Origin of the sequence: Paenibacillus sp. FSL F4-0125 (assembly GCF_038008565.1) — a bacterium.
Taxonomy (GTDB): domain Bacteria; phylum Bacillota; class Bacilli; order Paenibacillales; family Paenibacillaceae; genus Paenibacillus_AQ.
The window spans coordinates 996,862-1,021,303 of record NZ_JBBOZJ010000001.1; the positions used below are offsets into that span (position 1 = coordinate 996,862).

Sequence of the window (24,442 nt, forward strand, 5' to 3'; positions counted from 1 at the left end):
AGGAGGTTATAGCGTTGTTCAAAACCAAACTGACGATGATCTTAAGCAGTGTGGTAGCCTTGATTCCTGTAGCTATTTATCTATTTTTATATTCCAAAATGCCGGATATGGTCCCGATCCATTACGACGGGAACATGGCTGATAGATTTGTAAGTAAGTCTAGTCTGGAGGTTATTTTACAAAGCGGGCTTGGATGTTTGGGATTTATAATCATGAAACTGTTGCAGTTCCTTGTGCAAAAAGCGTTTGCTCAGAGCTCTAACGAGCATTCAGAGGCTTTGAACAGGATATGGAATATCGCTATTTTGGTGGTGACAGTTGTGTTCGCAGGCATTAGTTCCTATACATTCATTAGAATGGTCTGATAGAATCAAACAGTAGAACCAGTAGGATGAGGAGGACAATATAATGGATAAAGACAACGCTTACAAGGTAAGATGGGGAATTCTCAGTACAGGCTGGATTGCCCATCAGTTTGTTACTGATTTAGTTCATGCCAGCAATGGTGTGGCATATGCCGTGGGTTCACGATCTCAGGAAAGTGCGAATAAATTTGCACAAGATCATGGAGTGCCGAATGCTTACGCAACCTATGAGGAATTAGTAAATGACCCGAATGTAGATGCGGTTTATATCGGAACGCCACATCCTTTTCATAAAGAAAATGCATTATTGGCACTGCGTGCAGGCAAAGCTGTCCTGTGTGAGAAGCCTTTTACTGTGAATAGCGAAGAATTGGAAGAAGTAATGGCCTATGCGCGAGAACATAAGCTGTTCCTGATGGAGGCGATGTGGAGTCGCTATATTCCGGCGATTGTTAAGGTTAGAGAATGGATCGCAGAGGGTAGAATCGGTGAAGTTCGCTTGGTGAAGGCGGATTTAGGATTTCGCACCGACTGGAATCCGGAAAGCAGATTGCTGAATCCAAAGCTCGGCGGAGGCGCACTGCTGGATGTAGGGATTTATCCGGTTTCTTTTGCCTCGATGGTGTTTGGGCCTCATCCTGAATCTATAACCAGTACTGTGCATATTGGTGAGACTGGAGTGGACGAGCATTTCTCTATGCTGCTGTCTTACGGTAATGGAAAAACTGCTTCATTGAACGGCGGTATTCGTCTTAATATGCTGGAGGAAGCACATGTATTTGGGACAGAAGGCCGCATTATTGTAGAAGGAACGTTAGTGAACCCGAAATCTGCTTCGCTCTATATTGGAGATGAGAAGGTAGAGAGCTTTGTGGATGATCGAGCTTCTATCGGGTATTGCTTTGAAGCAGAGGAAGTAGGACGTTGTCTCCAGGCGGGACTTACAGAGAGTTCGGTGATGTCACTCGATGAGTCTTTAGCAATTCTGAAACTGCTGGATCAAATACGTGCGCAGTGGGGCCTTAAGTATCCTGGAGAATAATTTTCAAAATAAAACAACACCCCTCGGTTTACATGCTACTAAGGTAGCTCCGAGGGGTGTTTGCTATATCGAACGATAGGTGGAAGCCTAGTTCTGACTATTGGCGTTTTTGCCTGCTAGGACCCAGCCTGCAACTTCAACGGTACGCTTCGCTTGATGAAAAACAGCGTCACGGATCCGATCCTGATCTTCAATCATTTTACCGTCTCCATCTACACTGACGCTTGTTCCGTAGGGGTTGCCTCCCGCACCGAATGTGACTGGATCGGTATAACCTGGTGCTGCGACAATCGCTCCCCAGTGATACATCGATGTGTAGAGTGCTAAAATCGTAGCTTCCTGTCCACCATGTGGATTCTGTGCTGAGCTCATGGCACTGACGACTTTGTTTACCGTTAGTCCTTTGCCCCAAATGCCTCCGGTTGTATCAAGGAACTGTTTCATTTGAGAAGCAATGTTGCCGAACCGGGTAGGAGAACTGAAAATAATCGCATCTGCCTCCACAATATCGTCGGGTGTTGCTACGGGGATATCTTTGGTTTTCTCCGCTAGGGCTTTCATAGCCGGATTGGCGGCAATTTTGTCCTCGGGAACCAGCTCCTGTACCTTCAGAAGTTTTACCTCAGCCCCCGCCTTCTCGGCGCTTTCTGCGGCCCACTGTGCCAGCTGGTAGTTAGTTCCTGTGGCACTGTAGTAGATGACGGCTAATTTGATTTTAGACATGGTGTTGTCATTCCCTTCGAGTGTAGTTCCATACTATTAATTACCCCATTGAAGCATTTATAACCCAAATTACTAATTGTAAGATGAACTGGACAGACAGCTGTCCACTTTCCTTGTGTATACTAAGCTCAATCACAGGAAATGAGGGAGAATTATGGATACTTATTTTGTACAAAAACCGAAAATGACCGTGGCTGGAGTTAGCATACGCACGACTAATGAAGTGGAAATGGGACCTGATGGGCGCTTGTCGCAGCTGTGGGAAACGTATTTTCAGAGTAATATTGCGGGGCAGATAGATACGGCTCAGCCTGAGTATATCTATGCTTTGTATACAGATTATGAGAGTGATGCGTCGGGTGCGTATACCGTTGTAATTGGGCATGAAGTCGCTGTGGAGAGTCATGTAGAGGGTAGCGGCCTCATGTATGCGGCTGTTCCGGAGAGCAAATACATGGTGTTTACGACGAAAAAAGGGCCGGTATTCGAAGTAGTCGCGCAAGCGTGGGGGGAGATTTGGGCGTATTTTGAGGCGTCTACGGAGGTAAGAACCTATACGGGCGATTTTGAAATTTACGATTCTCGGAATTTTGATCCTGCTAACACGCAGGTTGAGATTTATATTGCGATTAAGTAGATCCGGTGAGGGATTTTTCAGCTAAATGAAATGTTTCGTGGGAATTTAGGGGCTGCCGAGAGGGAGCTCCCTTTTTCGCGCCGATGAGCTGAATACCTCGGGAGAAGGGTTACTCAACGATTGAAACGAATATATAAGGAATGAGCAAGGACTCTTCGTTCTATGGCAGATGTGCTGTTAACCAGTGAACGGTAGAAAATTTTGTATCCTGCGCTGTGTTTGGCCGAGATGGTGCAAGAGAAGGGTAAAAAGAAGTTGAACAACCCGCCAAACAGCCAACACACAAACCACAAAGAAATGGAGAACACCAAATGGGAAAACAGTTCGCGGCTATGCTACCTGCACATGAGGAGTTTATTCTTAGCCAGCATCTTTTTTTTGTAGGGTCAGCGCCCCTTTCTGAAGAAGGGCATGTTAACCTTTCGCCTAAGGGCCATGATTGCTTTCGGATTTTGTCTCCTAATCAGGTGGCTTATCTTGATATGACCGGTAGTGGCAATGAGACCAGCGCACACCTGATGGAAAATGGAAGAGTGACGGTTATGTTTTGTGCGTTTCAAGGACCGCCTAACATTCTGAGACTGTATGGAACAGGGGCGGTAATTTTGCCTGGATCATTGGAATGGGAAACGCTGTACCCTATGTTTACACCTCTGCCGGGTGCTAGACAGATCATTTTAATTGATGTTCATAAAGTACAGACTTCCTGTGGATTTTCGGTCCCATTCATGAGTTATGATGGTGAGCGAGATACGTTACAACGTTGGTCTATCCAAAAAGGGGAAGCAGGTCTAAAAGAATATAGACAAGAGAAGAACAGCACTAGTATAGACGGACTACCAACACCCCTTGGACATAAAAAATGAGCGGACATGGCCGCTCCAAGGTTTATGCATCTTTTAAAATAACCTTACTAATCTTAGGTTACTCCTTTAATTCACTATAGCCGATTACTGTTCCATGGGCTTGCTCTCCCAGGCAATACATCTACGTCACAAGTTGTAGGGACTCTTATTCGTCACGACGAGCGATCCCACAATTTGACTAAGCAGTTATCTCATATGTTCTACTGTCCAAAACTCATACTACCCACGGATTCCACCACAAATACAGGCACATATTGCTCTCCCATGTCCGTTCCAACAAGCTGATAACCGTTCTGATATTGACCACTAACTAACGCGTTACCTGTAACGGAACCCAATTCTCCTTGAAGCAAAATATAAACTCCATTTGAGTAAGCAAGCATATTACCGAAGTTATCTACGACGATTTCACAGTGAAAAGATACCTTTTCAAAAGGATGAAGCGCTACATCGGAAGCTGAAATTACAGCATACTCCTGAACAATCTCAGCAAATTGATAGCTGCTGTCTACTTTACGGTAACGTGCCGTCTGTCCGTCCACACCGTCTCCAAGATCCGCGTTAGGTACGAGTATGGAATCATCAGACTGTAGTTCGTAGCTATCGCCAGACATTGAGAACAACTGGGAAATACCATCCGATTTCATTTCATATGCTGTAAAAAGGGTACGTCCACCTTTGACCTCGGATTCAGCCAGAACTACGGGGGCACCAGAACCTGAAGAGGCAGCAAGCTGATCATTAAAAGTAAGACTGCGAAGGCTCTCGAAATTTGGTAAAATATTTCCAGTTAAAGTAATGACACTTTCGTCGTTATTCATTGCTGCATAATAGAGTACACCATTGCTATCTGTTCCAGCCACAATGACCTTTGTACCATGTAGTCCCTTGCCGGAGATGACGTTCCCATATTTGTCTTGCTCTTCACCGCCCGGAAGGAGGCGCACAGGTTCGGCGATATTCCAAGCCAACCTTGTAGCGGCAATGATGGAAGAAGTATCCTCTAGCGGAGCAAGATCGCCGTATAGCTGGATAGCTTCAGCATATTGACCTTTACTGGTCATGCGTTTGGCATTTTTCAGTAGTTTAGCTTTACTAGTATCGACTAAGGTTAGTACTTTAGATGAGGTGATATTCGCAGATCCCGCAAAATTACGATAGGCTACAGCATGCCCAGCAAAAGCGGTTATGTTATTGGCCTCTAGGTCTTTGTTCAGGATGATCTTTCCGCTGCTTTCTGTCTGTAGAAGTACCCATGGAGCATCGTAACTATGCTGGCTGTAAGCATTCATCATAGAGAGGGCGCTCTCCAGCATGCCTGAAAAGTTTCCTGTGCCTGCTAAGTTTTTTAATTTAGCTGTATCATGGCTTTTGAACTTGGAGGCTAGCAACTCATTCTTGGAAGCGGCGCTTCCGTAATAAGCATCGGGAATCAGCAATAGATTCCATTTAAAAGTGTCCTCTTCACTCGTATTTCCACTCTGACTCTGAGTAAGCTCGGCAAGAAATTGCTCCTTAAACTCACGAAAGTAGGTTGTGAACTGGTCAGAAATGCCTGAAGCGGTTGATAACTGGCGATAATAGGATTCATAAGGTCCACTGGGCTTCATATATGTAGCTTTTAAGCTGAGGAGAGTATCATAACTTTTCATGAATCCGGTAAAATCCTTAGTCGCTGCTTGTGCTTTAGCGGATGATACCAAGGCATTCAAACCTTGGCGGATGGCCGTAATGGGTGACAGCTCATCAAGCCGCTTCGCAACCTTCTCTTCCATATAAAGAATGGAATGGTTTGCTGCCGCTAAGCGATACTGATTCTCGGCACTAATCAGATCGCCAGCAGCATAGAGACGGTCGGCTTCCTTGGTTATTTGTATTTTATCAGCGATGAGAAAAGCCTTCTGTCCAAGCAATACAAACATGCTTATACACAAAATGATCATAAAGTTTCGCAGGGTTATTAATTGTTTGAACGTCATATAGAGTAGCCTCTTTTTTCGAAATATAAGAAAGCATAGTTTCACATCATTCTTTATCCTTATATTTCTACGAGAAACGATTGTCATCCATAACAGATGCCAATACCGTTTCTTCTTGAAATATAAGAATGTCTATTGAACTTCCGGGTCCCAGCGGTATTTGGCTTCACGAATGTCCGCTACTCTTTGGTCCAAGCCGTTCCATGGTTCATGGGGATTCGCAGCAATGAGTTTGGACAACCGCATAAAGCGGTCTTTAGGTAGATCTTGCACGTATCGGCCGATCATACTGGAGTAGAGCAGGGCATAACGCTTCATTCTTACTGCGGCTCCGGCAACTCCCGTAAGGATGGTCATACCATTATCCATATGACGGATTTCTTCTTCATAGTTCTTTACGTATCGCAGTGTACGATCTTTGATCAGATCAGGGCGGACTTTAGCGATCTCGCCGATATATTCGGCCAGCAGCGGCTCGAAATCCTTCAGAAGAAGCTGTTCCAGTTCTAAATCCATGTCCTTGCGAAGCAAAAAACCATGCAGCAAGGCGATCCGTTGCCGTGCGATCCGGTCACCACGGAGCAGGATGGAGAGTTCACGCAGCTTCTCGTAGGCAAGGACATCATCCTCACGGAGTACGGAGACAGCCTCCTGGCGGTTGATCTCTAGCCCCTCTTTGATGATGCCGATTCCTCGGCCAAGCAGCTCGTTAAGAGAACGAAGATTCTCGTTCTGCCGTACTTTTCGCTGCGTATAGTACAATAGTCCAGCGAAGAGAACCCCTCCGGCACCACACAGGATCATCTGCTCTATGCTATTTCCAAAATAGACGGATGCTAATGTGAGCAGTAAGATGAATAGGAGGCGTGTATGCATTTTTCTTCCTGCAATGGATGCGGCTTGCTGCTCTACCGTAATAAGTGAGGCTCTGCCGCATTTGGTGCATCGATCTTCACCGAGAGCAGTGTATTGCCCGCAGTGGCGACAAATACGCAGCTTGTCATAAGCGTAACGAGGGGCCTTGAAAGGCCGAAAGGTAACTGGTCTTTTCTTATTCACGGCCTTTATCGCCTCCGTTCAAAGCGGCCAGTAGGCGGTCATTAATATCATCACGTGTTAGTGGTTTACGCTGGCGTGAAGCATAGATGGAAATCTGAATTACGGCAATTAGGAACGTAATCCCAAGAATGACGTATGAAATCATGGAACAGTCCTTTCTCATGGACGCCTCGCAGTCTGGATGGCGCATAGAATGATCATTCTATACATCATTGCTACTTTGGTCCGGCGGTCCTAAAGTTGAAGTTTACAAGGTTTAATTATATCATAATGGCATACTATTTACAGATTTTAGCGACAGTGCTGAACCTGTCATATGTGCCTAATATAACACAAGAGGAGCCCTATTTATGCTTCGTAAATATCAAAGTAACAGAATAACTAAGACGCTTTTACAACGTATCTTCCCGGCATTACTGCTGGCTCTATGTCTTGCTGCTTCACCTTTTGCAGCTGTTCAGGCCTATGCGGCAACGTCGGCGCAATCTCACATTGATGCTGTGCTTCTTATCGATGTCAGCAACTCCATGAAGACTAGTGACAAGAACAAGGTCGCGAATGAAGCGATGAAAATGTTCATAGATATGCTATCTACCCAAGGTGATAAAGTAGGTATTGTTGCCTATACCGACAAAGTGCAGCGGGAGAAAGCTCTGCTGCAAATTAGTTCAGAGACAGATAAGCAGGATTTGAAGGATTTTATTGACGGACTGGACCGCGGAGCGTATACCGACATTGCTGTCGGTGTAGAAGAGGCTGTGAAGGTGCTCCAGAATGGCAGCGATCCGAATCATGAGCCAATCATCGTAATGCTAGCGGATGGCAATAACGATTTCAACAAATCAACAGGCCGGACGCAGAGCGAATCGGATAAAGAACTGAATGCCGCTGTGGAGGTTGCCAAGAAGAATGGCTATCCCATTTATACGATTGGGCTTAATGCAGACGGTAAACTGAATAAACAGAAACTCGCCGATCTGTCCAATGAGACAGGTGGTAAAGCATTTTCGACAGACTCCGCGGATGATCTTCCGCAAATACTCAGTGAGATTTTTGCTAGTCATCTGAAGCTGAAGGTAGTTCCTGTGCAGTCGATCACTGCAAATGGGGATTATCAGGATGTGACCGTCAACGTGCCTAACGGCAGTGTTTTGGAAGCTAATATCTCAATTATGTCGTCTCAGCCTGTGACCGCTAAGCTAACGGATCCATCAGGAAATGCTGTCGCCATCCCGTCCAAGGACGTTGTACTGTCCAAGTCTTCCACTTATAGCTTGATCAAGCTATTGTCACCGCAGGAAGGAGATTGGAAGCTTCAGGTCAAAGGTGTGCCAAAGGATAAAATTGATATTAATCTAGTTTTTAACTATGATTTGGAGCTTAAGATCGATGCGTTGCCATCAGCCACCTATAAAAAAGGTGATAAAATTGATATTACCTCCCACCTGTTCAGCAATGGTACTCAGGTAACACTCAGTAATTTGTATCAAGATATGAAGGCGGTACTGCTTGCTACAGATATCGATACAGGTGATGTACAGGAAATCGAACTGGATAACTCCGGGGATGTTTTTAAGGGCACCTTCGAGGTAAAAGAAAGCCATGACTATGAGCTGAAGGTTCGTGCAGAGGAAAGCAGTTTCTATCGTGAAAGTGCTCCTGTAAAGATCAGCGCGAAGACAGGTGGCACTGCTACTACAAGTCCTTCGACAGGGACTGGCACAGAAGAACCTTTGAAAGAAGCTTCGTCCAAAACCTTGTATTACATTATAGGCGGAATTCTTCTGGTGTTGGCTGCCGCTGCTGCATGGTATGTGCTGAATAAAAAATCGGCACGCGGTTTTGTTGGACAGCTGGTAGTCGAGGTTAAAGACGGCAATACGGGTGAGAAGACCTACCCACAATATAAGAAGCTTGCTGGATTCAGAGGCAAATTTACCCTTCATCAGCTGCTGCAATTAGCGCCTGAGCTGAAGGAAAGCGAGAGTATTATTTTCACACCAGCTAAGAACGACCGATTGCTGCTACGCAGCGGAGAAGGTGTTACTGTAGAGAGATCCGGACGTGCTGCGGATGCCTCACGTGGTTTGGAGCTGAAGAGTGGTGACCGCGTTTCAGTATCCCTACACACGGTAGATAAGACGATTTATCTCGAATATTTAGTATAGCAGGCATCAAATGCCAAAGAAGTGGTTTTGCAAGAGATCTGAAGTACAGCTTCCGCAAAACTTTTAGGAGGATAAGCATATGAAACCAGTAGTAAGAGAGCATATACAGCAATTGGATGTATCACTAGGCGGCGGGATTGTCAGTGATAAGATCAGGGTGGATACGATTGATAATCCGATCCTGATTATTGGACTAGGCGGCACGGGCATTGATGCCCTGCTGCGTCTTAAATATCAGATTAACCGCCGCTTTAAGCTGCCGGAAGATCCGATATCCAAGAAGAAACGGGACAAGCCGGATAATGTAGAGTTCCTAGCTTTTGAGACGAATGAACAGGACCGCGGAAAAAAATACAAAGGGATCGGGCTCGATCCTCAGAATGAATTTGTATTACTAGCGAATGCTGAGATCGGCGGATTGCTGCAGAACCGCAGTATTCTTGACTCGTATATTACGGACTGGCTGTCGCCTGAGCTGAGCATTACGGATGGTATGAACGGTGCCGCTGGTGTGCGCCAGGCCGGACGTCTGCTCTTGTTCACCAAGATTAATCAGGTGGTAGGCGCGATTGATAAGAAAATTAAGACGTTATCCGTAGGCACTAACAAAAAGCTGATGGTCTTCCTTTTGACAGGACTGTCAGGGGGTACCGGTAGTGGAGCTTTCCTTGATATTGCGTATATCGTACGCGGTATTATTGAACGTGATTATGGATCAGCCGGTATTGACCGTGTGAACACGCTGGGTTATCTCTTTACACCGGACGTGAACCTGTCTAATAAAAGTCTAAGTGAGCATACGCGTGAATATATTCGCAAGAACGGTTATGCAGCGCTAAAAGAGCTGGATTACTGGATGAATGTAGACAGTCGTGGCGAGCGATTCCAGCAGCAATACGGTAATATTTTGACGGTAAATTCACCGCTGCCTCCGTTTAATCTATGCCATTTGATCTCTGCAACGAATACCGAAGGTAAACTGCTAGAGAATGCGTACGACTACTGTATGAACGTAACGGCGGAGAACATCACGAACTTTATGGCAAGTGAAGAAAAACAGTCTGGTGAAGAATTCGCCATTCATGACTATATCAGTAATATCCGCACCAACATTGCGCAGATGAATAAGACTTATCCAGCTAACTATGAGTACAACATTATCGGTGCCTCGTCTGCGGTGCTTCCGATTGAGGAAATGACGACTTATCTGGCCTTCCGCTTGTTTGATAAAATGGAAAAAATGTTCCAGCAGGCGCCTGGTCAAGAGGATGTAGAAAAATTCGCGCGCAAGCTTGGGATAGATCTAGACAGTATGATTAAGACGTTTGAATCGCGTGTGCCTGAGCCATTGCCAGGTTACGAGAACAGTGAACGCTTGAGCCATGCCAACGTAGTTAAGAATCAGGTTGTGAGCATGGATACAGAGCTGGAGCAGAACTTCTTGGCTCGTGCCCGTGAAGAATATATCAAATCGAAAAAACAATTGCCTGGCGAAATAGTAGGACGTTTCAGTGAAGAGCTGGAGCGCATCTTCCTGCACCCAGAGCAAGGGCCTTTCTACGTTTCCCGTTTGCTGTACACCGAGAAGGGCTTCTGTATTTTGAAGCTGATTCAGTCTTATATTGAGGCGTTACGTGAGAGCTTGCTGCGTTTGCCACGCGATATTGAAACGGCACAGGACAGTGCGGATGAGAAGCTGAGCGATGCTCGCAGCGCTTTTGTATCCAAAGAGAAGAAGAAAAATGCCTATATTGACGCTAAAATCAATGAGTATTGGTTGCATGCCGATGTAGAACGCACAGAGCAAATGATTCAATTCTATGAGGACTTATATGAGCTCTTAAATGATGAAAATAATCGGATTTATGGTGTGTTTACAGAGATTCTTAGTGCGCTTAGCTCGATTTTTGCCAAGAATGGAGACATCCTTATCAATGGTGAAGAGCAGGCAGATTATAAAGGAAACAAAACTTATTATTGGAACATTGTTAACGTGCCGGATATTTCGGCGACGATCTCCAAAATCATGGATCAGAAGGACGGCGACGATCTGATTCGTGACTTCACCCGTGAAATGCTGAAGCATTCCGGACGTTGGGTCAAGGAACAGGAGATAGATATCGTTCGTTCGATTTCGGAGTTCCTAAGCGATAAGTTCGGGGATTTGATCACCCGTTCGATGGAAGACTTCCTTGTGATGAAATTCGGTCATGAAGAGCCGCTAGATAAATTCGTAGAGCGAATTATCGCAGGTAAGTTGGACGAAGAGGCTGTGCCTACCTTCCACCTTAGCAATAGCTCAGGCAGCTTGCATTTCCCATCATGGGGCTTCGTTTCCGTGCCTGTTAAAGCACCTGGCATTCTGAAGGGGATTCGTAATTATCAGAATAATGCGCTGGGTAAATCGCAATTTACGATCAAAGAAAGCCAAGTGAAAAACCGTATTTTCTGGCTTAACACCCGTAATGGTGTGCCACTCTTCGTATACACGCCGCTGCGGGTGTTTGAAGAGAACTATGAGCGGACCATTCTCGATAAGGAAGGGATCGGCCGCCATCTGGTGATGACCGATAAGAACAACTGGACGTACCTGCCTTCTCCGATTCCGGAAAAATCATGGGGTGACACCTATGTTAATGCCCGTGTCCGTGATTATAACGCCCGTGTGCGTGCAGACTTTGCAAAAGCGTTGGCAAGCGGCGTGATTATCGAAAAAGGTGTAGACGAGAATACAAGCAACAGATATTCTGTTGTGTTCACGAAACCATTTGATATGGATGCTCTTTTGAGCGGATTTGATTTGCAGTTGAATTCTTCACGTCCGAATCTCGGCGAAGTGAAGAAGGCGGCTGATGAACTTAAGAATCTGCGTGAGAAGGGCTTGGAGCGGGAAAGCATTAAAGATATCTTTGGCAGCATTAACAAAGAAATGGCGCAGGAGAATCTTATACGTTCACCACAGCTGATTTCTCGTGTTCGCGCGGAGCTAGCCAAATACGCTGAACTGACTGCCAAAGCTGCTGAGCTTGAAGGTCTGCTGCATCAATATCTGGATGAAGATAAGTGGATGGACCAATTCATCGAGGCGCTCTATACGGACAGCATTATCAAGAAGGGCGCTCTCTATGTTTATGATCGTGATGAAGAAGAGGATGCTTGGGAGCCGTTTGCCAACTTGATGAAAGAGCGCAGCTACGTGGAATATGCCGTGTATCGCCATTTCCGGGAGCTGGATGAGAAGAGCCGCAGCGTTCTGCTGCGTAAGGCAGCTCGTCGTGCAAGTGAAATGACTGCTGCGGAGGATGTTACTCCATTGCTCTATAAGCTGGAAGGATTGTATGTATCGTTCCTGGAAGCACGCGACAGCTTGGAGTACGAACGGGTAGAGTATGAGAGCGGCGATGAAATGTACAGCTTCTACAAGAGCATGACAAGTAAGCTGGGCAGTATCCGCAGAAAGTTGAAATAATCCTATGATCAAAACACAGGTATTATCTTATGGTGAACAATATGCGGCACAGGAAGAGGCAAGGCGCAGCATGGGGGATGGACGCAGCAGCATCCATTACCCTGCCCTGTTTCTGTTCGTAGGCGACAAGGTTGCTCCGGCTATCGGTCCGGTGCTGGATAGCTGCGAACGGAAATGGGATAACGCCGGCGGTGTTATGGCATTACATGCTGTCTCAGGTGCGAAGAGCGAGGGAACAGACAGAAGCAAAAGTGGATCTGATGCGGGAGGAAGAGACCGGGTGCTGGCCATGGCCTTGCCGGATATGGCAGGGTCAGATCCACGGACTGTGCGTCATGAGCTTTACCGCAAGTTTCATGAGGATACACGTTATCTTGCTGAAATGAATAAAGTTGTCCGGCGGCTGAGCAACAGTATAGCGGATTATGGACGGCTATATTCATCTTTTGACGTGATTCATCTTTCAATCATTACGCGGGTCGATGACCCGCTTAATGTATTGTTGCCGGAAATTACACTGCTGGCTCGTGCAATACTCAGCCAGTCCTTTAAGTCGGTTCAGACGGATCTCTACGCTCTAATCAATGAGCGGGAGCAAGGGGATAATTTTGGATATTCCAGCTCGGTAGGGCTGGCTTTTCTGCGTGAATTGGACAGAATGCAAGCAACGGACTATACGTTTAATGCACCGCTGCTTGTAACCGAAGATGGTCTGTCGATTCCGGTTGGCCATGGTCCTTCTGCATTATTTGACCTTGTGTATTTGCTCTCTGATAAGAATGAGCGCGGCATGATGTCTGCTCACGGCATGGATGATAACTATGAGATCATCTCCCATATCAGTCTACTTAAGAATCGTGTCCGTCCGACTTCTGATCAGGCAACCGGACACGGTGGCTATAACAATATGACTTTCAAAAGCGGTATCAGAGGCAGTACAGGAAGACAAGGGTATGCTTCTGCGGGCTTTTCTGGAGTAAGAAGACCTAATGTTCAGATTGCATTGGCAGTGCTGTATCACGCTTTCCGGCGCCTTGCAGCGGATATGCGTGAGGGGAGTCCGTGGACTATGCGTGAGCGTCAATCCCTATTAGGACTGGATCCTGACAGTTTGCGGGAGCATGCGACGCAGCTAGTTCCGGAGAAAGACGGCCTTAGTGAAATGACGGGGCTAATGAGCCACGGACGTCCGTCCTACAATGAGCTGAAGCAGTTATCACTACGTGAAGCTGAACAGCAGCTGTTCGGTGACGGGGGAGAAGCTTATTTCCGCAATAATTTTGTCGCAGAGTCTAACCGGAGAGTAGAAGGTATTCATCCGCTTCGTGGATGGCGTACTATATTGGCGGCACAGGAAACAGCTACGCCAGCAATAACATTCTATCAGCTTGCGGAGTGGACAGCTGATCGCGATGAGGGTGGCAGTGTGCTGCATGCTTTACGTCAGCATATGACTGGACTGCGTTCAGCAATGGTCTCCGCACAGGATGAGCTTGAAGATCTTTATGCGGAAAGTGTGGAGCGCCAGCCGTTCCAGCGAGTGCCGCTTTTTGACAAACGAACGGTCCGTAACTTCATTCATTATTTATTCTCAGCGGTTTATGGTAAAAGATATGAGCTGTTATGTATGGAAAGTGAGCTTGCGCTATGCAGTCGTTTGGAATCTGCGCTTGAGCAGCTTCATGTGGAAAGTGTGGCTCGTGTGAAAGCTATGGAGACGCTCGAAGAAGAGCTGCGTATTACTGTGATGGACAGCATTGGGCGAACGAACGAAACCACTGGCCAGAACGTGATGGAATACTACCGAGTCGTCACAGAAGAAGTGATGAAAGAGATCGAAACTCGGCGTGGCCCAGGGATTTTCTTCAGTGAGAAGTATATGGGCAGCATTTCTAAGCTCTTAGAGCAAGGCAAAGAAGCGGTAGCGGAGCGCTTGATTAGCATTTGCCAACGGGAAATATTAGCGGCAGATCCGTTTGCCCTATCTTTCGAGGAAGAGCTTTTGCGGCGTGCGAATGTTGCGGCTGCTTATGAGAACCGTCAGGTTCTATCGAAGGAAGAGTTGTTCAAGCGTCTGTATCATAATCTGGAGGATGGCGCGACGATCAATGTTCGTCTGTTCGAATACACGCAAGAGCATCGTCATGAGGAAAAATATTTCTTCGGAGACAGCGCATCTGAATTTCTGCGTTACGCATTTGGTGTGGATGAGACGACTCGCATTTACCGCTTAGGCTTCGTGCATGAGCAGCGTAGAAGTGGTGTTGAGAAGCTAAATCTGATGGGCGGTTTCCATTTAGAGGATCTGCTCTATTACCGTAATGGTAAGGTTTATTATGAAACATACGCTCAGAATGGCTATCAGCTTCATGGATTGAGTGAGGATCAGCTTCCCGAAATGCGCTGATGGCGTAATAGATAGTAGTCTCATTTTGAGTTTCTTATTGTACTTTGTGCAATAGAATCATCGGATATAGCCTTTAATTAGAATTCTATTGTATTTAGTACATTAGATTTAAGAAGAATTCTGGAATAGGGACATTTCTCCTTATTTCCAATGCACATTATGCAATAGAATTGAAATAGATGTGATTTCTGTTCCATTCTATTGCACAAAGTGCAATCTGGGGGATGATAACACATCCGGGTAGCCCGTTTATCAGGCGGCATAACCCCCGAACAATGTTAAAACCATAGGAGTACAATTCAGGTTTCTCCCGGAAAGGAAGTATAAAGATGCAGCGAAAAATCAATCTGCTCCTGCTCTTCTTCAGTCTGATCGGCGGCGGGGTCGCCTTTCTTTTTGGAGAGTGGCTGCTAAGCTGGTACAATGATATGCCTTCCATCTTGCTCGTAGGCATTTATTTTGCCATAGTTGCGCTCGGTATCGGTATCGGTTGCCTGCTAGCGGAGATGATCTCGCCTCGGTTAAACGGAGCCTCATGGAAGCAGCGCTACCTAGGTCTATCCTGGAAGCTGCTGCCTATAATGCTTGTACTTGCACTTGGGATAGGTGCATTAACGGAGTTTGTTTATGAGCTGAATTTTGGCGGTGTGAAGCCGATTAAGAATGTAGTTATGGCTATCGATGACTCTGGCAGTATGGCGCAGAGTGATCCTGATAACAGCCGTTATTCAGCCGCTAAGGCGTTAATTGCGAGAATGGACAATGACAATCAGGTAGCGGTGGTGACATTTAACCACGAAGCAGTAGTCGTCCAGCCGTTAACACCACTCTCAGATTCGCAGAATCGTGAGAAGGTGCTGACTGCAATTGATAATTTGAAGCCAACTGAGGGTGGCACGAACATTAGCGGTGCGATTTCGGAAGCACTTAAAGAGATAGACAGTGACGGCAAAAAAAATCAGGGCGCTATGGTCATTTTGCTGTCGGATGGTGTGAGCAATTTCGATACTTCACGAGAATTGCAGACCTATATAGATCGTGGAATTGCTGTAAATACCATTGGTCTGGGGATGCAGGATCCTGCGGGTACCCAGTTGCTGCAGGATATTGCGAAAATAACAGGCGGTCACTATTATGATGTGACAGATACGGCCCTTTTGGGTGATGTATTCCAGCAAATCTATGATCGTTTGGGAGATCGTACATTGCTTACGGTGCGCAGTGATGCTACAGCAGATAGTCCATACTATGCTGCAGTTCGTATTTTGTCGCTGATGCTAATCGGTGCTGGACTTGGACTCGGACTTGGCATTATGTTTGATAATCGTCATTTAGCAAAAAGCTTCGGGATTGGCGGCGTAATCTCAGGGTTGTTCGCAGGACTTGTTCTGGAATTCGGACTTAGCGGTCATAATTTCACTGATGGACTTATTCGCCTCCTAGCTGTTCTTATATTGGCTGCAATCATCTCATTATTTACAGGCGTCATTCCGGTAGGAGAAGGACGTATTTACCGTAATAAAAGAAATAATGCAGCGTCAACTCCAACGTCAGAAAGCTTTCCTGGCCGACGGAGAGATCGGAACAGCAAAGGATTCTAGTAGTTGAAAGGGGCTTACAGTAATGAGGTACGCCGAGGATAATGTTTCCGCTCTGGTAATAACGGATGTGACATCTCAAGTGGATGACCGGTTCTGTACGCTGAGATGGCGCTGGCCGGACGGCGTGCAGGCAGTGTACATCCACAAGACCTCCGCAGAAGAGGCTTCCATGGGAACAGGAGATATTCCGCCGGTCGGAATGAAGCTCTATACTCGTGAGGAATACAAGTCTAACAATGGATACCGTGACCGATTGGATGAGATCGGCCTAGTCTCCTATACCATATTTGCTCGCCTTGCTGAGAACGGAGAGACACTGCTGGTGAGGCAAAGTGACGGTGCGAACCGTGTGGTGGTCAGTGCAGGCAAAGCCAGAATTTATTATTCCATTCAACAAAAAAAAGGATTATTCGGAAAACAAAAGACCGTACATATGGCAATTACGGCAGAAGTTCCAGTAGCCCGGGATGTCCTCTGTTATGTCAAGAAACGGGGAGGACATCCCGCAGGGAAAGAGGATGGTATTCTCTTTCCCTTTGTACAGGATTTCGCCCCTGGACGAAACGTACTCCCGCCAATCGAGATCGGCAAGGATGATTTTGTACGCATCTTTTTTACCGATGGTCCTAAGTATGGGCTTTATTACGAGTTGGTGCCGGAGTAAGATATCAGTCTACGCGTACAAGCGAATGTTGGACATTGCCTGTCCGTAGCAAGATACGCAGATACAACTTTTGGGAGGATGAGTAGATGTCTTTTTTTAGCCGTTTTATGAAAAAGAATCAGCCGGAGCCAAGGCCGCTTTTTTACGATATAGTGTGTCCTTATTGCTTCACCAAGTTCTCTCCGGAGGATGTGGTCTTTCGGGCTATGCATAGCCGAGAGGACGATGAGAATTACGCGCTGGGCGAGGATGACGCCTTAAATAAATACCGTGAGCGCTTTGGGCTCGATACGGTGGATGACATAGAAGCGATCATTAATCCGGCGGATATTCCGGAAGAATACCATCATTATACCGATCATGTGTTAACAGGGCTTACGGATCGCTATGGAGTGCTCACACGCAGACGGCTTTGTCCTTCCTGTCATAACGAGCTGCCTGTGACTGCAGGCAAAGTTCCTAGTAACATTATCTCGATTATCGGTGCTTCCCAAGTCGGGAAGTCGGTGTATATGACCGCTCTGATTCATACCTTGCAGCATACGACAGCAGGTCATTTTGATGCCGCTTGTATGCCGCTTAATGCAGAGATTAGCCGCAAGTTCCGCACGCTATATGAAGAACCGCTTTTTGAGCGTGGGGATCTGCTTGCTTCTACACAAAAGGAAAAAATGCAAGAGCCGTTTATTTTTCAATTCGTCTTTAAGGATGAAGAGAAGCCGCCGCTGACACTCGTGTTCTTCGATGTAGCAGGTGAGGGCATGGTGGATCAGGATTATCTGGGACTACATGGTCAGCATATCAAGAACTCTGCCGGTATTCTGTTTATGGTCGATCCGCTGCAAATCCGTTCGATCCGTGAGAAGATTCATATTAATATCGGCGATCGTCCGGGAGAATGGGTCTCGCAATATGACGAGCCGCGTGACGTTGTGTTGACAATGTTTGGTGATTTTATCGCCTATCAGGAAAAGAGCAAAACAGACATTCCAACAGCAGTCGTTCTTGCAAAAAGTGATATGCTGCATTCGCTGAAGGATGAGGATGGCGATTACATCAAGTCTAACAGTAATGTATTCAATAACTATGTTCATCGCAAAACATTGAATATGGATGAGTTCCATAATATCGACGGAGAGATTCGCAGATTTATCGGTAAAGTGGACAGACCTTTTAAAGATACGATGGATGTTTACTTCTCAAATACGGGTTATTTTGCGGTATCTGCTCTGGGCAGTAATCCTGTAAATCAGAAGATTGAGGGTGTGGTAAGCCCGATTCGCGTAGACGAGCCATTTATTTGGCTGCTGCATAATCTGAAGTATATTGAAGGGAGCGACGGCCCGTGAATGCATTCTCAGGGTCTAAGATCGCCCAACAGATGTACACCCGCGAACGCCGCGGATTGTTTCGTTCCACAGAAGGCTTTGATACGGTAGCGAAGTCGGACAGTCTAGATAATAATTTTATCAAAAAAACACTGCATCCCTTCTGCCTCTATGATGCTCCGGCTGAGCTGGCCGCGCGCGGAGAGAAGGATGAGTCTGTATATCCTAGTGCGCTGCACCTGTTCCATGCAGAGAATGGCGACACAGTCATTGGGATGAGTCGTTATCAAGCAACGGATTTTACGGGCCAACGCAGCGCTTTTTTCGCACATAACTTTGTAGTTCCTGCCTCACGATCAGAAGAGATTGTTCAGAACTACGGAGATTGGCTACATGCTGATTTCGCAAGAAGCTATGACGGAGAGCTGGGCGGAACCTTGCCGGAGCTGTCTGATATTCCAGTTATACGTACGGATCGTCGCCCTGATCCTATAGCGGGCTTACGCTTGTTAGGAATTAATGAAGGGATATTTAAGGCATTGCTGCAAGCGGTGATGCTCTCTGTGGCAGGTAAGAAAAAAATCTATATCGGCCTTAATGTATCTATCACGGAGTTGTCCGCACGTGCGGTGGAGCTTACAGAGATTTTATATAGCGTGCTGCCGTATGAATTCCGCCGTAGATTAGGCGTGATTACGTATGCCAATGAACCGCAAAGCCGTAAATATATTCATCTTAGCTTTGTGGAAAAAGGTTCGCTTCGTCCCGGTGATCGCAATATCGAGAAGGATTTTACATTTGATTTGGTTTCAGGTCGGATGGGGAATGTGGATTTTGGTGAGTCTCGTCAGCCGTATGCTGATTTGGTTTGGAAGCTGTTACTTCTAAATCCAGGGGATCTTGACGATTTCGTAAGTTTTGCTGATCAGATCCTGCGTGGAGAAAGTCCTGAGCATAAGCTATCGCTCGCTTTTTATAATGAGTTAGCTGTATTTTATGAGATTGAGCAGGGGAATGAGCATTTATATACAGAGAATAAGAGCACGGTGCTAAGCGGATTGCTCTCTTACCTTAAGGCGGAGGGTGCTATTCATTCCAGAATCAGACTGAACGATATTTTCTTGGAGCGGTTCGACCGAGAATTTGATTTAGTCCGGCAAAGGAATGTTCCAGAGCCTGCTATTATGGAGTGCTTTAAAGATTATTTTATGCTCAAGGATCATAATTACAAAGTCAGAATCGTTGATTATTTCATTAATGGAATGCTTCATAGCGTGGAAGCGGGACGCAAAGATGTTCTTAATGCAGCTTACGGGATCATTGAAAGTAATGAAGAGCTAAGTGCTGCGTTTTTTCAACGGGTAATGTCTGAATCGTATTTCCGCAAGCAGTTATTAGAGCCTTATATGGAGTCAAGACTAATTGCTGCATCTAAATCTGTGGACATTCTGAATTTTGTACTCCATTGGGGCCGTTTTCTGCCAGCTGCGTTAGAGCAACCTTTTGCTCAGGATGCAGTAAGGGATTACTTGCTGGAAAAGCTACAACTGGAGACGGATCCGGTTGCTGCGGTGGCGGAAATTCATAGCACTGTAGATAAAGCGGAGAAAGATCGACGTAGAGGGACAGGCGTATCTCCTAAAGTACTCTCGCTCATGCAGGATCTTGCAGCATCTGCAGACAGATTCTTGCTGAATCGGCTATCTCTTACTGAAATGACGCAGGAGGACTTATTAGAGGTTGTTTTCTTACGTTATGGCAATGTTGTGGATTGGCAGCCGCCACTAGATAGAATTAGCAAGCAGAAAGAAAATGCACTCCGCGCTGCTTATCGCTGGTTTGGTGAAGAGAAGCCGAATGAAGAGATATTTGCAGGCTTGTCTCCGAAGGAGCTGGATGATGTACAGCTGCTCGGTCGCCGTTTACTAAAGGAAGCTCGGGTGTTAGAACCGTTTGAACGTCTTCCACTAGCTTTCTACTACACGAGTCAACGCGAGGGTGGTCCGCTGGATTATGACGCATTGCTGGAGTTAGTTAAGCATAAAGCTGGTAACGACAAGGATGTGATCTATCGATTCTTTGCATGGTCTCAAGGAAATTCTTTATTTACGATATCGAATAAAAAGCTTCACCCGGGATACCGCCGGGCGATTCTAAAGTATTTCCAGAGCAGTGACCGCGAGGCATTCAAGAATCGTGAATTTCGTAAAAGCTATGTCGCTACAGCTCGGCCTGCTCTACAAAATGTCTACAATGAGGCTCGCTCCCAGCTGGCTTCCCCGCTGGCGCGCTGGATCAGCCGCAGCCGATTTCGACTCCTGATCTCCGGTTCCATCACTGGCATTCTGGTGATTATCGCAATTATCGTATTCAGTATGCTGCGTCCGGAAGATCCAAAGACGGCCCTGCCTGGGACAACCCCTGCACCGACACCTGTTCAGAGTGCAGGCAGTATGCTTCCTCCGGCTTCCGTATACCTGAAGGATCTAGGTACCGAAGGAGATAAAGGAAGCAGTGTATTGGTGTTCACGTTTGCCAACGCGGATGATTGTGTGCAATTTAATCCGACGGAGATTAGTTTAATGACTTCATCCGATGTAGTGGATAAGAGCTTTAAGGTTGCTGCTAGCAATGGGACTTGTTCAGTGCCGTCAACGGATGGAGACTTATCTGGCGATACGAACGCCGCTGATAAGACTGCGGGGACGGCGGAAGGCGTAGATGCTACTAATACTGCAGACGAGGCCTCTCCATCTCCTACACCTTCCTCTGATGCAGAGGGCAGCACAGTTGTGCCGTCCGCGACAGCTATTACAGAAGGTGAGCAACCTTCCTATCAGGTGGAGGTTACTATGGAGCCGGGTGCGACAATCGTCGAGCATAGTATGATCAAGGCTGGTAGATTTACGTTGATCGTAGATCCCGCTCCAAAGGATACAACGGGTGTTAACTCAAGTGCTGAACCTTCGGCAACTGCAAGTCCGGAAGGAACAGCCGAATAAAGTAATTTCTGATCAGCAGGACGATACCGAAAGGTTTGGTTCTGCTGTTCTTTTTTTGTTGCTCATACAAAGCTTTTCTATAGACATGCTGAGTATTAATAGATATGATTATGAAAATAAGATAATACATATTGGAAAAGGTGCAGACTCCCCTAAATCAGAGTCTGCTTAAAAGGGAAGTCCGGTGTAAAATTCCGGCGCGGTCCCGCCACTGTAAATGCGGAGCGTCTCTTCTATGAACCACTGTCAGCAGTTAGGACGGGAAGGTGAAGAGCGGCAATGAAGCATTAGCCAGGAGACCTGCCTTTTTCGTGAGCGTTTCTATTCTTCGTGGGGTAAGAATGTGGAACATATACAGATAGACTGTGTGGTCGTAGAGGTTCATGCGCCCCAGCCTCGATTTGTTATCTTCCCGGGCCGCCCTTCATAGGGGCGGTCTTTATGTTGTGCGCTCTTATTTTGTGTAGTATCCATTCCTTTAAAGAAAGAGGCTGAACAATGAAGAAAATATTCTCCTCCAGGTTTTTTGTACTTGGACTGGCCGTATTCATGGTCATATCGATTCTTGGAACATCTCTTGCTCCGGCAGGAACCATCTTTGCGGAGGCGGGCGTTAGCTCCGGGCAGGAAGCATCTGGCGATTCTGCTGCTAATGTAGAACGGATTAATGTTGCGGATGCGACCTATACGGCTGCGGAATTTATTTTAAAGGGTGGCGTGCAGTCGGATTGGCAAGCGATTGGACTGGCTCAAGCGGGATACAAGTTGCCAGTAAGTTATCGAGCAGCTCTTGAGAAAAAGGTGAATGATGCAGAGGGGAATTTCGCGAGCGTAACGGATTACGCGAGAATCGTACTCGCAGTAAGAGCAATAGGAGCCGATCCTACCAGCTTTGCTGGAAGCGGAACAAGTCCTGGTTATAACTTAATAGAGAAGATCTATAATCATGACAAAATCAGTGGACAGACGCTTAATAATCCGGTTTATGCTTTGCTCGCACTGGACTCAGGGAAATATAATATTCCTAAAGATGCGAAATGGACAACGGATAAGCTTCTTGCTGAGATTCTTTCCAAGCAAAATCAAGACGGTGGATTTGCCTTAACTACAGGCGCCAGTGAGCCCGATATGACAGCAATAGCTTTGACCGCTCTAGCGGCACATAAGATTAATCCGGAAGCTTACACAGCGGGACTACAAGCCGTATCTTGGTTATCCAAAGCTCAGGATAGCCATGGAGGTTACGGAGATAGTGCTGAAAGTGCAGCACAAGCTATTCTAGGTCTCACATCCTTTGGTGTAGATCCAAGTGGGTTAGAATATACCAAGAATAAAGTGAGTTTGATCGGTAATCTACTGAGCTACCGTCTCGCTGACGGCAGCTTCGCTCATAGCCGTGGCGGAAGCAGCAATATTCTAGCTACAGAACAGGGCCTTCAGGCGCTTGTAGCCTACAATCTACTCCATAAAGGCAGCAACAGTAAACTGTACGATTTTTCTAAGTCATCCGTTCAGAATGTACTAATCTATGCACCGATTACTGTAGAGGGTCCTGAGAGTACTTTAGCACAGGGATATGGATATGCCGGCAACGTATTAGGTGCACTAGAAAAGCTGGCTCTTCAGACGAAATTGCCAATCACGAATCCTTCCGGCGCTTATGTCACTGGAATTGGAAGTATTCTGGCTGGAACCTATGGCGGTTACGATGGATGGATGTATGTTGTATCCCGTAATGGTCAATGGATTAATCCAGATGTTGGAATGAACGATTTTGTGCTTAAAGATTCAGATCAGGTTCTGGTTTATTATGCCGGAGATGATACTAAACTTGTTGATTCGGTAACGGTGTCCAAGCCAAGCCTCAAAGAGGGCGATTCTTTTACTGTAGTAGTGACTAGTAAGACATGGAAATGGGACGCTGTAACGAATACGTCCTCTCCGGTAATCGCCAAAGCTTCTGGCGTTCAGGTCCAAATTGGAAATCGCATCGTAACAACAAACGCAAAAGGTGAAGCGTTATTCTCAGGGAATGTTCCAGCAGGTGACTACAAGCTGAATGTAACAGGCTATCGTGAAGGAAAAGCACCATCGATTGCTAAATATACTCAAGATCTAAAGGTGATTCCAAAGAATGTAACGGCTTCACTTACCGTTGAAGGTCCGCAAGGGCTGATCGGTGAGGGGACTTTAAAGGCTTCCAATGCGCTTGAAGCACTGCAGCAATTGGGGGCGTCTAAGGATTTTAAAGTAGATATCACGAAATCGTCGTATGGTAATTTTGTATCTGGCATTCATGGCATTACGCAAGGTCTTTATGACGGTTGGTGGAGCTTCGTTGTATGGCGCAGCGGAGAATGGATCTATCCTAGTGTGGGCATGGACAGCTTTGAATTACAGGAATCCGACCGTGTTCTTGTCTATTATGCCGGAGAAACCACACAGGTTGTTGATACTGCTGTTGTATCTCCCGCACAGCCGAAGCCGGGTGAAGCTTTCACAGTAACAGTTTCTCAGAAAAAGTGGGTGTGGAATAAGGATACCTTTACTTCCGATCCAGTGACTTCTCCAGCCGCTGGCGTGCAGGTCTTGATCAGTGATCAGAAGGCGATCACAAATGCTAAGGGTGTAGCTGCATTTGACCAAGGTCTACCAGCGAATGCCTATACGATCGTTGTAACCGGGTATGCTAAAGATAGTGTGCCTAGTGTGGCGCGTTATACTCAGTCACTAAACATTGCTTCAGATGTTATTGCTCCCGCTAAAGCTACGGCCACCCTGTCAGTCATTGGGGGTAGCAAGAAGGGAACGATCCTTAACAATACTACAGTAGCTCTAAAAGAAGGTGAGACAGCTTATAGCTTACTGATTAGTCAATTAGGGGATAAGGTAGTATCATCCGGAAACGCTGGTAGTAAATATGTGAAATCTATAGATGGTTTGGCCGAATTTGATGGCGGACCTAGCAGTGGATGGAAGTACAAGACGAATAGAGATGCTGATCCAAGTATAAGTGCAGACAGCTACATTTTAGAGAACGGTGATACGGTATATTGGTACTATTCATCGGGTGAATAAGTACGTCTGATTATTCGTAAGACGGGCACTGCGATTCGGAGTATTAGCGGATCG

Annotated in this window: 16 protein-coding genes and 1 riboswitch; of the genes, 12 read left to right on the plus strand and 4 right to left on the minus strand. The window is 46.3% G+C overall.

Annotated features, from left to right (window positions below; all coding sequences use genetic code 11):
• Window positions 1–14 precede the first annotated feature (14 nt).
• Both NST74_RS04405 and NST74_RS04410 read left to right on the plus strand, forming a co-directional pair.
• Complete coding sequence (locus NST74_RS04405; RefSeq protein WP_341110561.1) at window positions 15–365, plus strand: DUF1648 domain-containing protein; 351 nt, start codon at window positions 15–17, stop codon at window positions 363–365.
• A 43-nt stretch (window positions 366–408) separates the two neighbouring features.
• The gene (locus NST74_RS04410; RefSeq protein ID WP_341110564.1) at window positions 409–1,407 is read left to right on the plus strand and encodes a Gfo/Idh/MocA family protein; all 999 of its coding nucleotides are present in this window, start codon (window positions 409–411) and stop codon (window positions 1,405–1,407) included.
• Between the two features lie 87 nt (window positions 1,408–1,494).
• Here the strand turns inward: NST74_RS04410 and wrbA are convergent, their stop codons facing one another.
• The gene (wrbA, locus tag NST74_RS04415; protein ID WP_042124350.1) at window positions 1,495–2,130 is read right to left on the minus strand and encodes an NAD(P)H:quinone oxidoreductase type IV; all 636 of its coding nucleotides are present in this window, start codon (window positions 2,128–2,130) and stop codon (window positions 1,495–1,497) included.
• 154 nt (window positions 2,131–2,284) lie between these two features.
• Between wrbA and NST74_RS04420 the strand changes: the two genes are divergently transcribed.
• Together NST74_RS04420 and NST74_RS04425 are read left to right on the plus strand one after the other, a co-directional pair.
• Window positions 2,285–2,767 (plus strand): GyrI-like domain-containing protein, encoded by a 483-nt coding sequence (locus NST74_RS04420; protein WP_341110569.1) that lies wholly within the window; start codon window positions 2,285–2,287, stop codon window positions 2,765–2,767.
• A 311-nt stretch (window positions 2,768–3,078) separates the two neighbouring features.
• Window positions 3,079–3,633 carry a pyridoxamine 5'-phosphate oxidase family protein gene (locus NST74_RS04425; RefSeq protein WP_341110570.1) on the plus strand — a complete coding sequence of 185 codons (555 nt, stop codon included), beginning with the start codon at window positions 3,079–3,081 and terminating at the stop codon, window positions 3,631–3,633.
• A gap of 200 nt (window positions 3,634–3,833) precedes the next feature.
• On the opposite strand, the gene NST74_RS04430 is transcribed toward NST74_RS04425, so the two are convergent.
• The 3 genes from NST74_RS04430 to NST74_RS04440 all read right to left on the minus strand — a co-directional run bounded on the left by NST74_RS04430 (window position 3,834) and on the right by NST74_RS04440 (window position 6,834).
• A complete protein-coding gene (locus NST74_RS04430; RefSeq protein ID WP_341110572.1) occupies window positions 3,834–5,612 on the minus strand; it encodes a hypothetical protein in 1,779 nt (592 codons plus the stop codon).
• Between the two features lie 132 nt (window positions 5,613–5,744).
• Window positions 5,745–6,671 (minus strand): hypothetical protein, encoded by a 927-nt coding sequence (locus NST74_RS04435; protein ID WP_341110574.1) that lies wholly within the window; start codon window positions 6,669–6,671, stop codon window positions 5,745–5,747.
• Window positions 6,664–6,834 (minus strand): hypothetical protein, encoded by a 171-nt coding sequence (locus tag NST74_RS04440; RefSeq protein WP_231574047.1) that lies wholly within the window; start codon window positions 6,832–6,834, stop codon window positions 6,664–6,666. The genes NST74_RS04435 and NST74_RS04440 overlap by 8 nt, the downstream gene beginning before the upstream one ends.
• Window positions 6,835–7,021: 187 nt before the next feature.
• Here NST74_RS04440 and NST74_RS04445 point away from each other — a divergent pair, with 187 nt between their 5' ends.
• The 8 genes from NST74_RS04445 to NST74_RS04480 all read left to right on the plus strand — a co-directional run bounded on the left by NST74_RS04445 (window position 7,022) and on the right by NST74_RS04480 (window position 24,388).
• Entirely contained in the window at window positions 7,022–8,839 is a 1,818-nt protein-coding gene (locus NST74_RS04445) for a vWA domain-containing protein (RefSeq protein WP_341110577.1), read from the plus strand.
• 79 nt (window positions 8,840–8,918) lie between these two features.
• Window positions 8,919–12,308 carry a tubulin-like doman-containing protein gene (locus tag NST74_RS04450; protein ID WP_341110579.1) on the plus strand — a complete coding sequence of 1,130 codons (3,390 nt, stop codon included), beginning with the start codon at window positions 8,919–8,921 and terminating at the stop codon, window positions 12,306–12,308.
• 4 nt (window positions 12,309–12,312) lie between these two features.
• On the plus strand, window positions 12,313–14,715 hold the full coding sequence (locus NST74_RS04455) for a transcription initiation factor TFIID (RefSeq protein WP_341110581.1): 2,403 nt from the start codon (window positions 12,313–12,315) through the stop codon (window positions 14,713–14,715).
• 329 nt (window positions 14,716–15,044) lie between these two features.
• The gene (locus NST74_RS04460) at window positions 15,045–16,316 is read left to right on the plus strand and encodes a vWA domain-containing protein (RefSeq protein ID WP_341110584.1); all 1,272 of its coding nucleotides are present in this window, start codon (window positions 15,045–15,047) and stop codon (window positions 16,314–16,316) included.
• A gap of 22 nt (window positions 16,317–16,338) precedes the next feature.
• Window positions 16,339–16,980, plus strand: a complete 642-nt coding sequence (locus tag NST74_RS04465; RefSeq protein WP_341110588.1) for a beta-mannanase — start codon at window positions 16,339–16,341, stop codon at window positions 16,978–16,980.
• A gap of 86 nt (window positions 16,981–17,066) precedes the next feature.
• Window positions 17,067–18,329, plus strand: a complete 1,263-nt coding sequence (locus NST74_RS04470; RefSeq protein WP_341110590.1) for a TRAFAC clade GTPase domain-containing protein — start codon at window positions 17,067–17,069, stop codon at window positions 18,327–18,329.
• Window positions 18,326–21,310, plus strand: a complete 2,985-nt coding sequence (locus tag NST74_RS04475; RefSeq protein WP_341110592.1) for a GAP1-N2 domain-containing protein — start codon at window positions 18,326–18,328, stop codon at window positions 21,308–21,310. Before NST74_RS04470 ends, NST74_RS04475 begins: the two co-directional genes overlap by 4 nt.
• A 121-nt stretch (window positions 21,311–21,431) precedes the next feature.
• A riboswitch (cobalamin riboswitch) is annotated at window positions 21,432–21,632 on the plus strand.
• A gap of 176 nt (window positions 21,633–21,808) precedes the next feature.
• On the plus strand, window positions 21,809–24,388 hold the full coding sequence (locus NST74_RS04480) for a DUF4430 domain-containing protein (protein ID WP_341110594.1): 2,580 nt from the start codon (window positions 21,809–21,811) through the stop codon (window positions 24,386–24,388).
• Window positions 24,389–24,442 lie beyond the last annotated feature (54 nt).

Excerpts from the sequence above, each read along its gene's own strand:
- NST74_RS04425 (WP_341110570.1), top strand. The coding sequence starts at position 3,079 with ATGGGAAAACAGTTCGCGGCTATGCTACCTGCACATGAGGAGTTTATT.
- NST74_RS04445 (WP_341110577.1), top strand. The coding sequence starts at position 7,022 with ATGCTTCGTAAATATCAAAGTAACAGAATAACTAAGACGCTTTTACAA.
- NST74_RS04450 (WP_341110579.1), top strand. The coding sequence starts at position 8,919 with ATGAAACCAGTAGTAAGAGAGCATATACAGCAATTGGATGTATCACTA.
- NST74_RS04440 (WP_231574047.1), bottom strand. The coding sequence starts at position 6,834 with ATGAGAAAGGACTGTTCCATGATTTCATACGTCATTCTTGGGATTACG.
- wrbA (WP_042124350.1), bottom strand. The coding sequence starts at position 2,130 with ATGTCTAAAATCAAATTAGCCGTCATCTACTACAGTGCCACAGGAACT.
- NST74_RS04410 (WP_341110564.1), top strand. The coding sequence starts at position 409 with ATGGATAAAGACAACGCTTACAAGGTAAGATGGGGAATTCTCAGTACA.
- NST74_RS04480 (WP_341110594.1), top strand. The coding sequence starts at position 21,809 with ATGAAGAAAATATTCTCCTCCAGGTTTTTTGTACTTGGACTGGCCGTA.
- NST74_RS04460 (WP_341110584.1), top strand. The coding sequence starts at position 15,045 with ATGCAGCGAAAAATCAATCTGCTCCTGCTCTTCTTCAGTCTGATCGGC.
- NST74_RS04420 (WP_341110569.1), top strand. The coding sequence starts at position 2,285 with ATGGATACTTATTTTGTACAAAAACCGAAAATGACCGTGGCTGGAGTT.
- NST74_RS04465 (WP_341110588.1), top strand. The coding sequence starts at position 16,339 with ATGAGGTACGCCGAGGATAATGTTTCCGCTCTGGTAATAACGGATGTG.
- NST74_RS04430 (WP_341110572.1), bottom strand. The coding sequence starts at position 5,612 with ATGACGTTCAAACAATTAATAACCCTGCGAAACTTTATGATCATTTTG.
- NST74_RS04470 (WP_341110590.1), top strand. The coding sequence starts at position 17,067 with ATGTCTTTTTTTAGCCGTTTTATGAAAAAGAATCAGCCGGAGCCAAGG.
- NST74_RS04455 (WP_341110581.1), top strand. The coding sequence starts at position 12,313 with ATGATCAAAACACAGGTATTATCTTATGGTGAACAATATGCGGCACAG.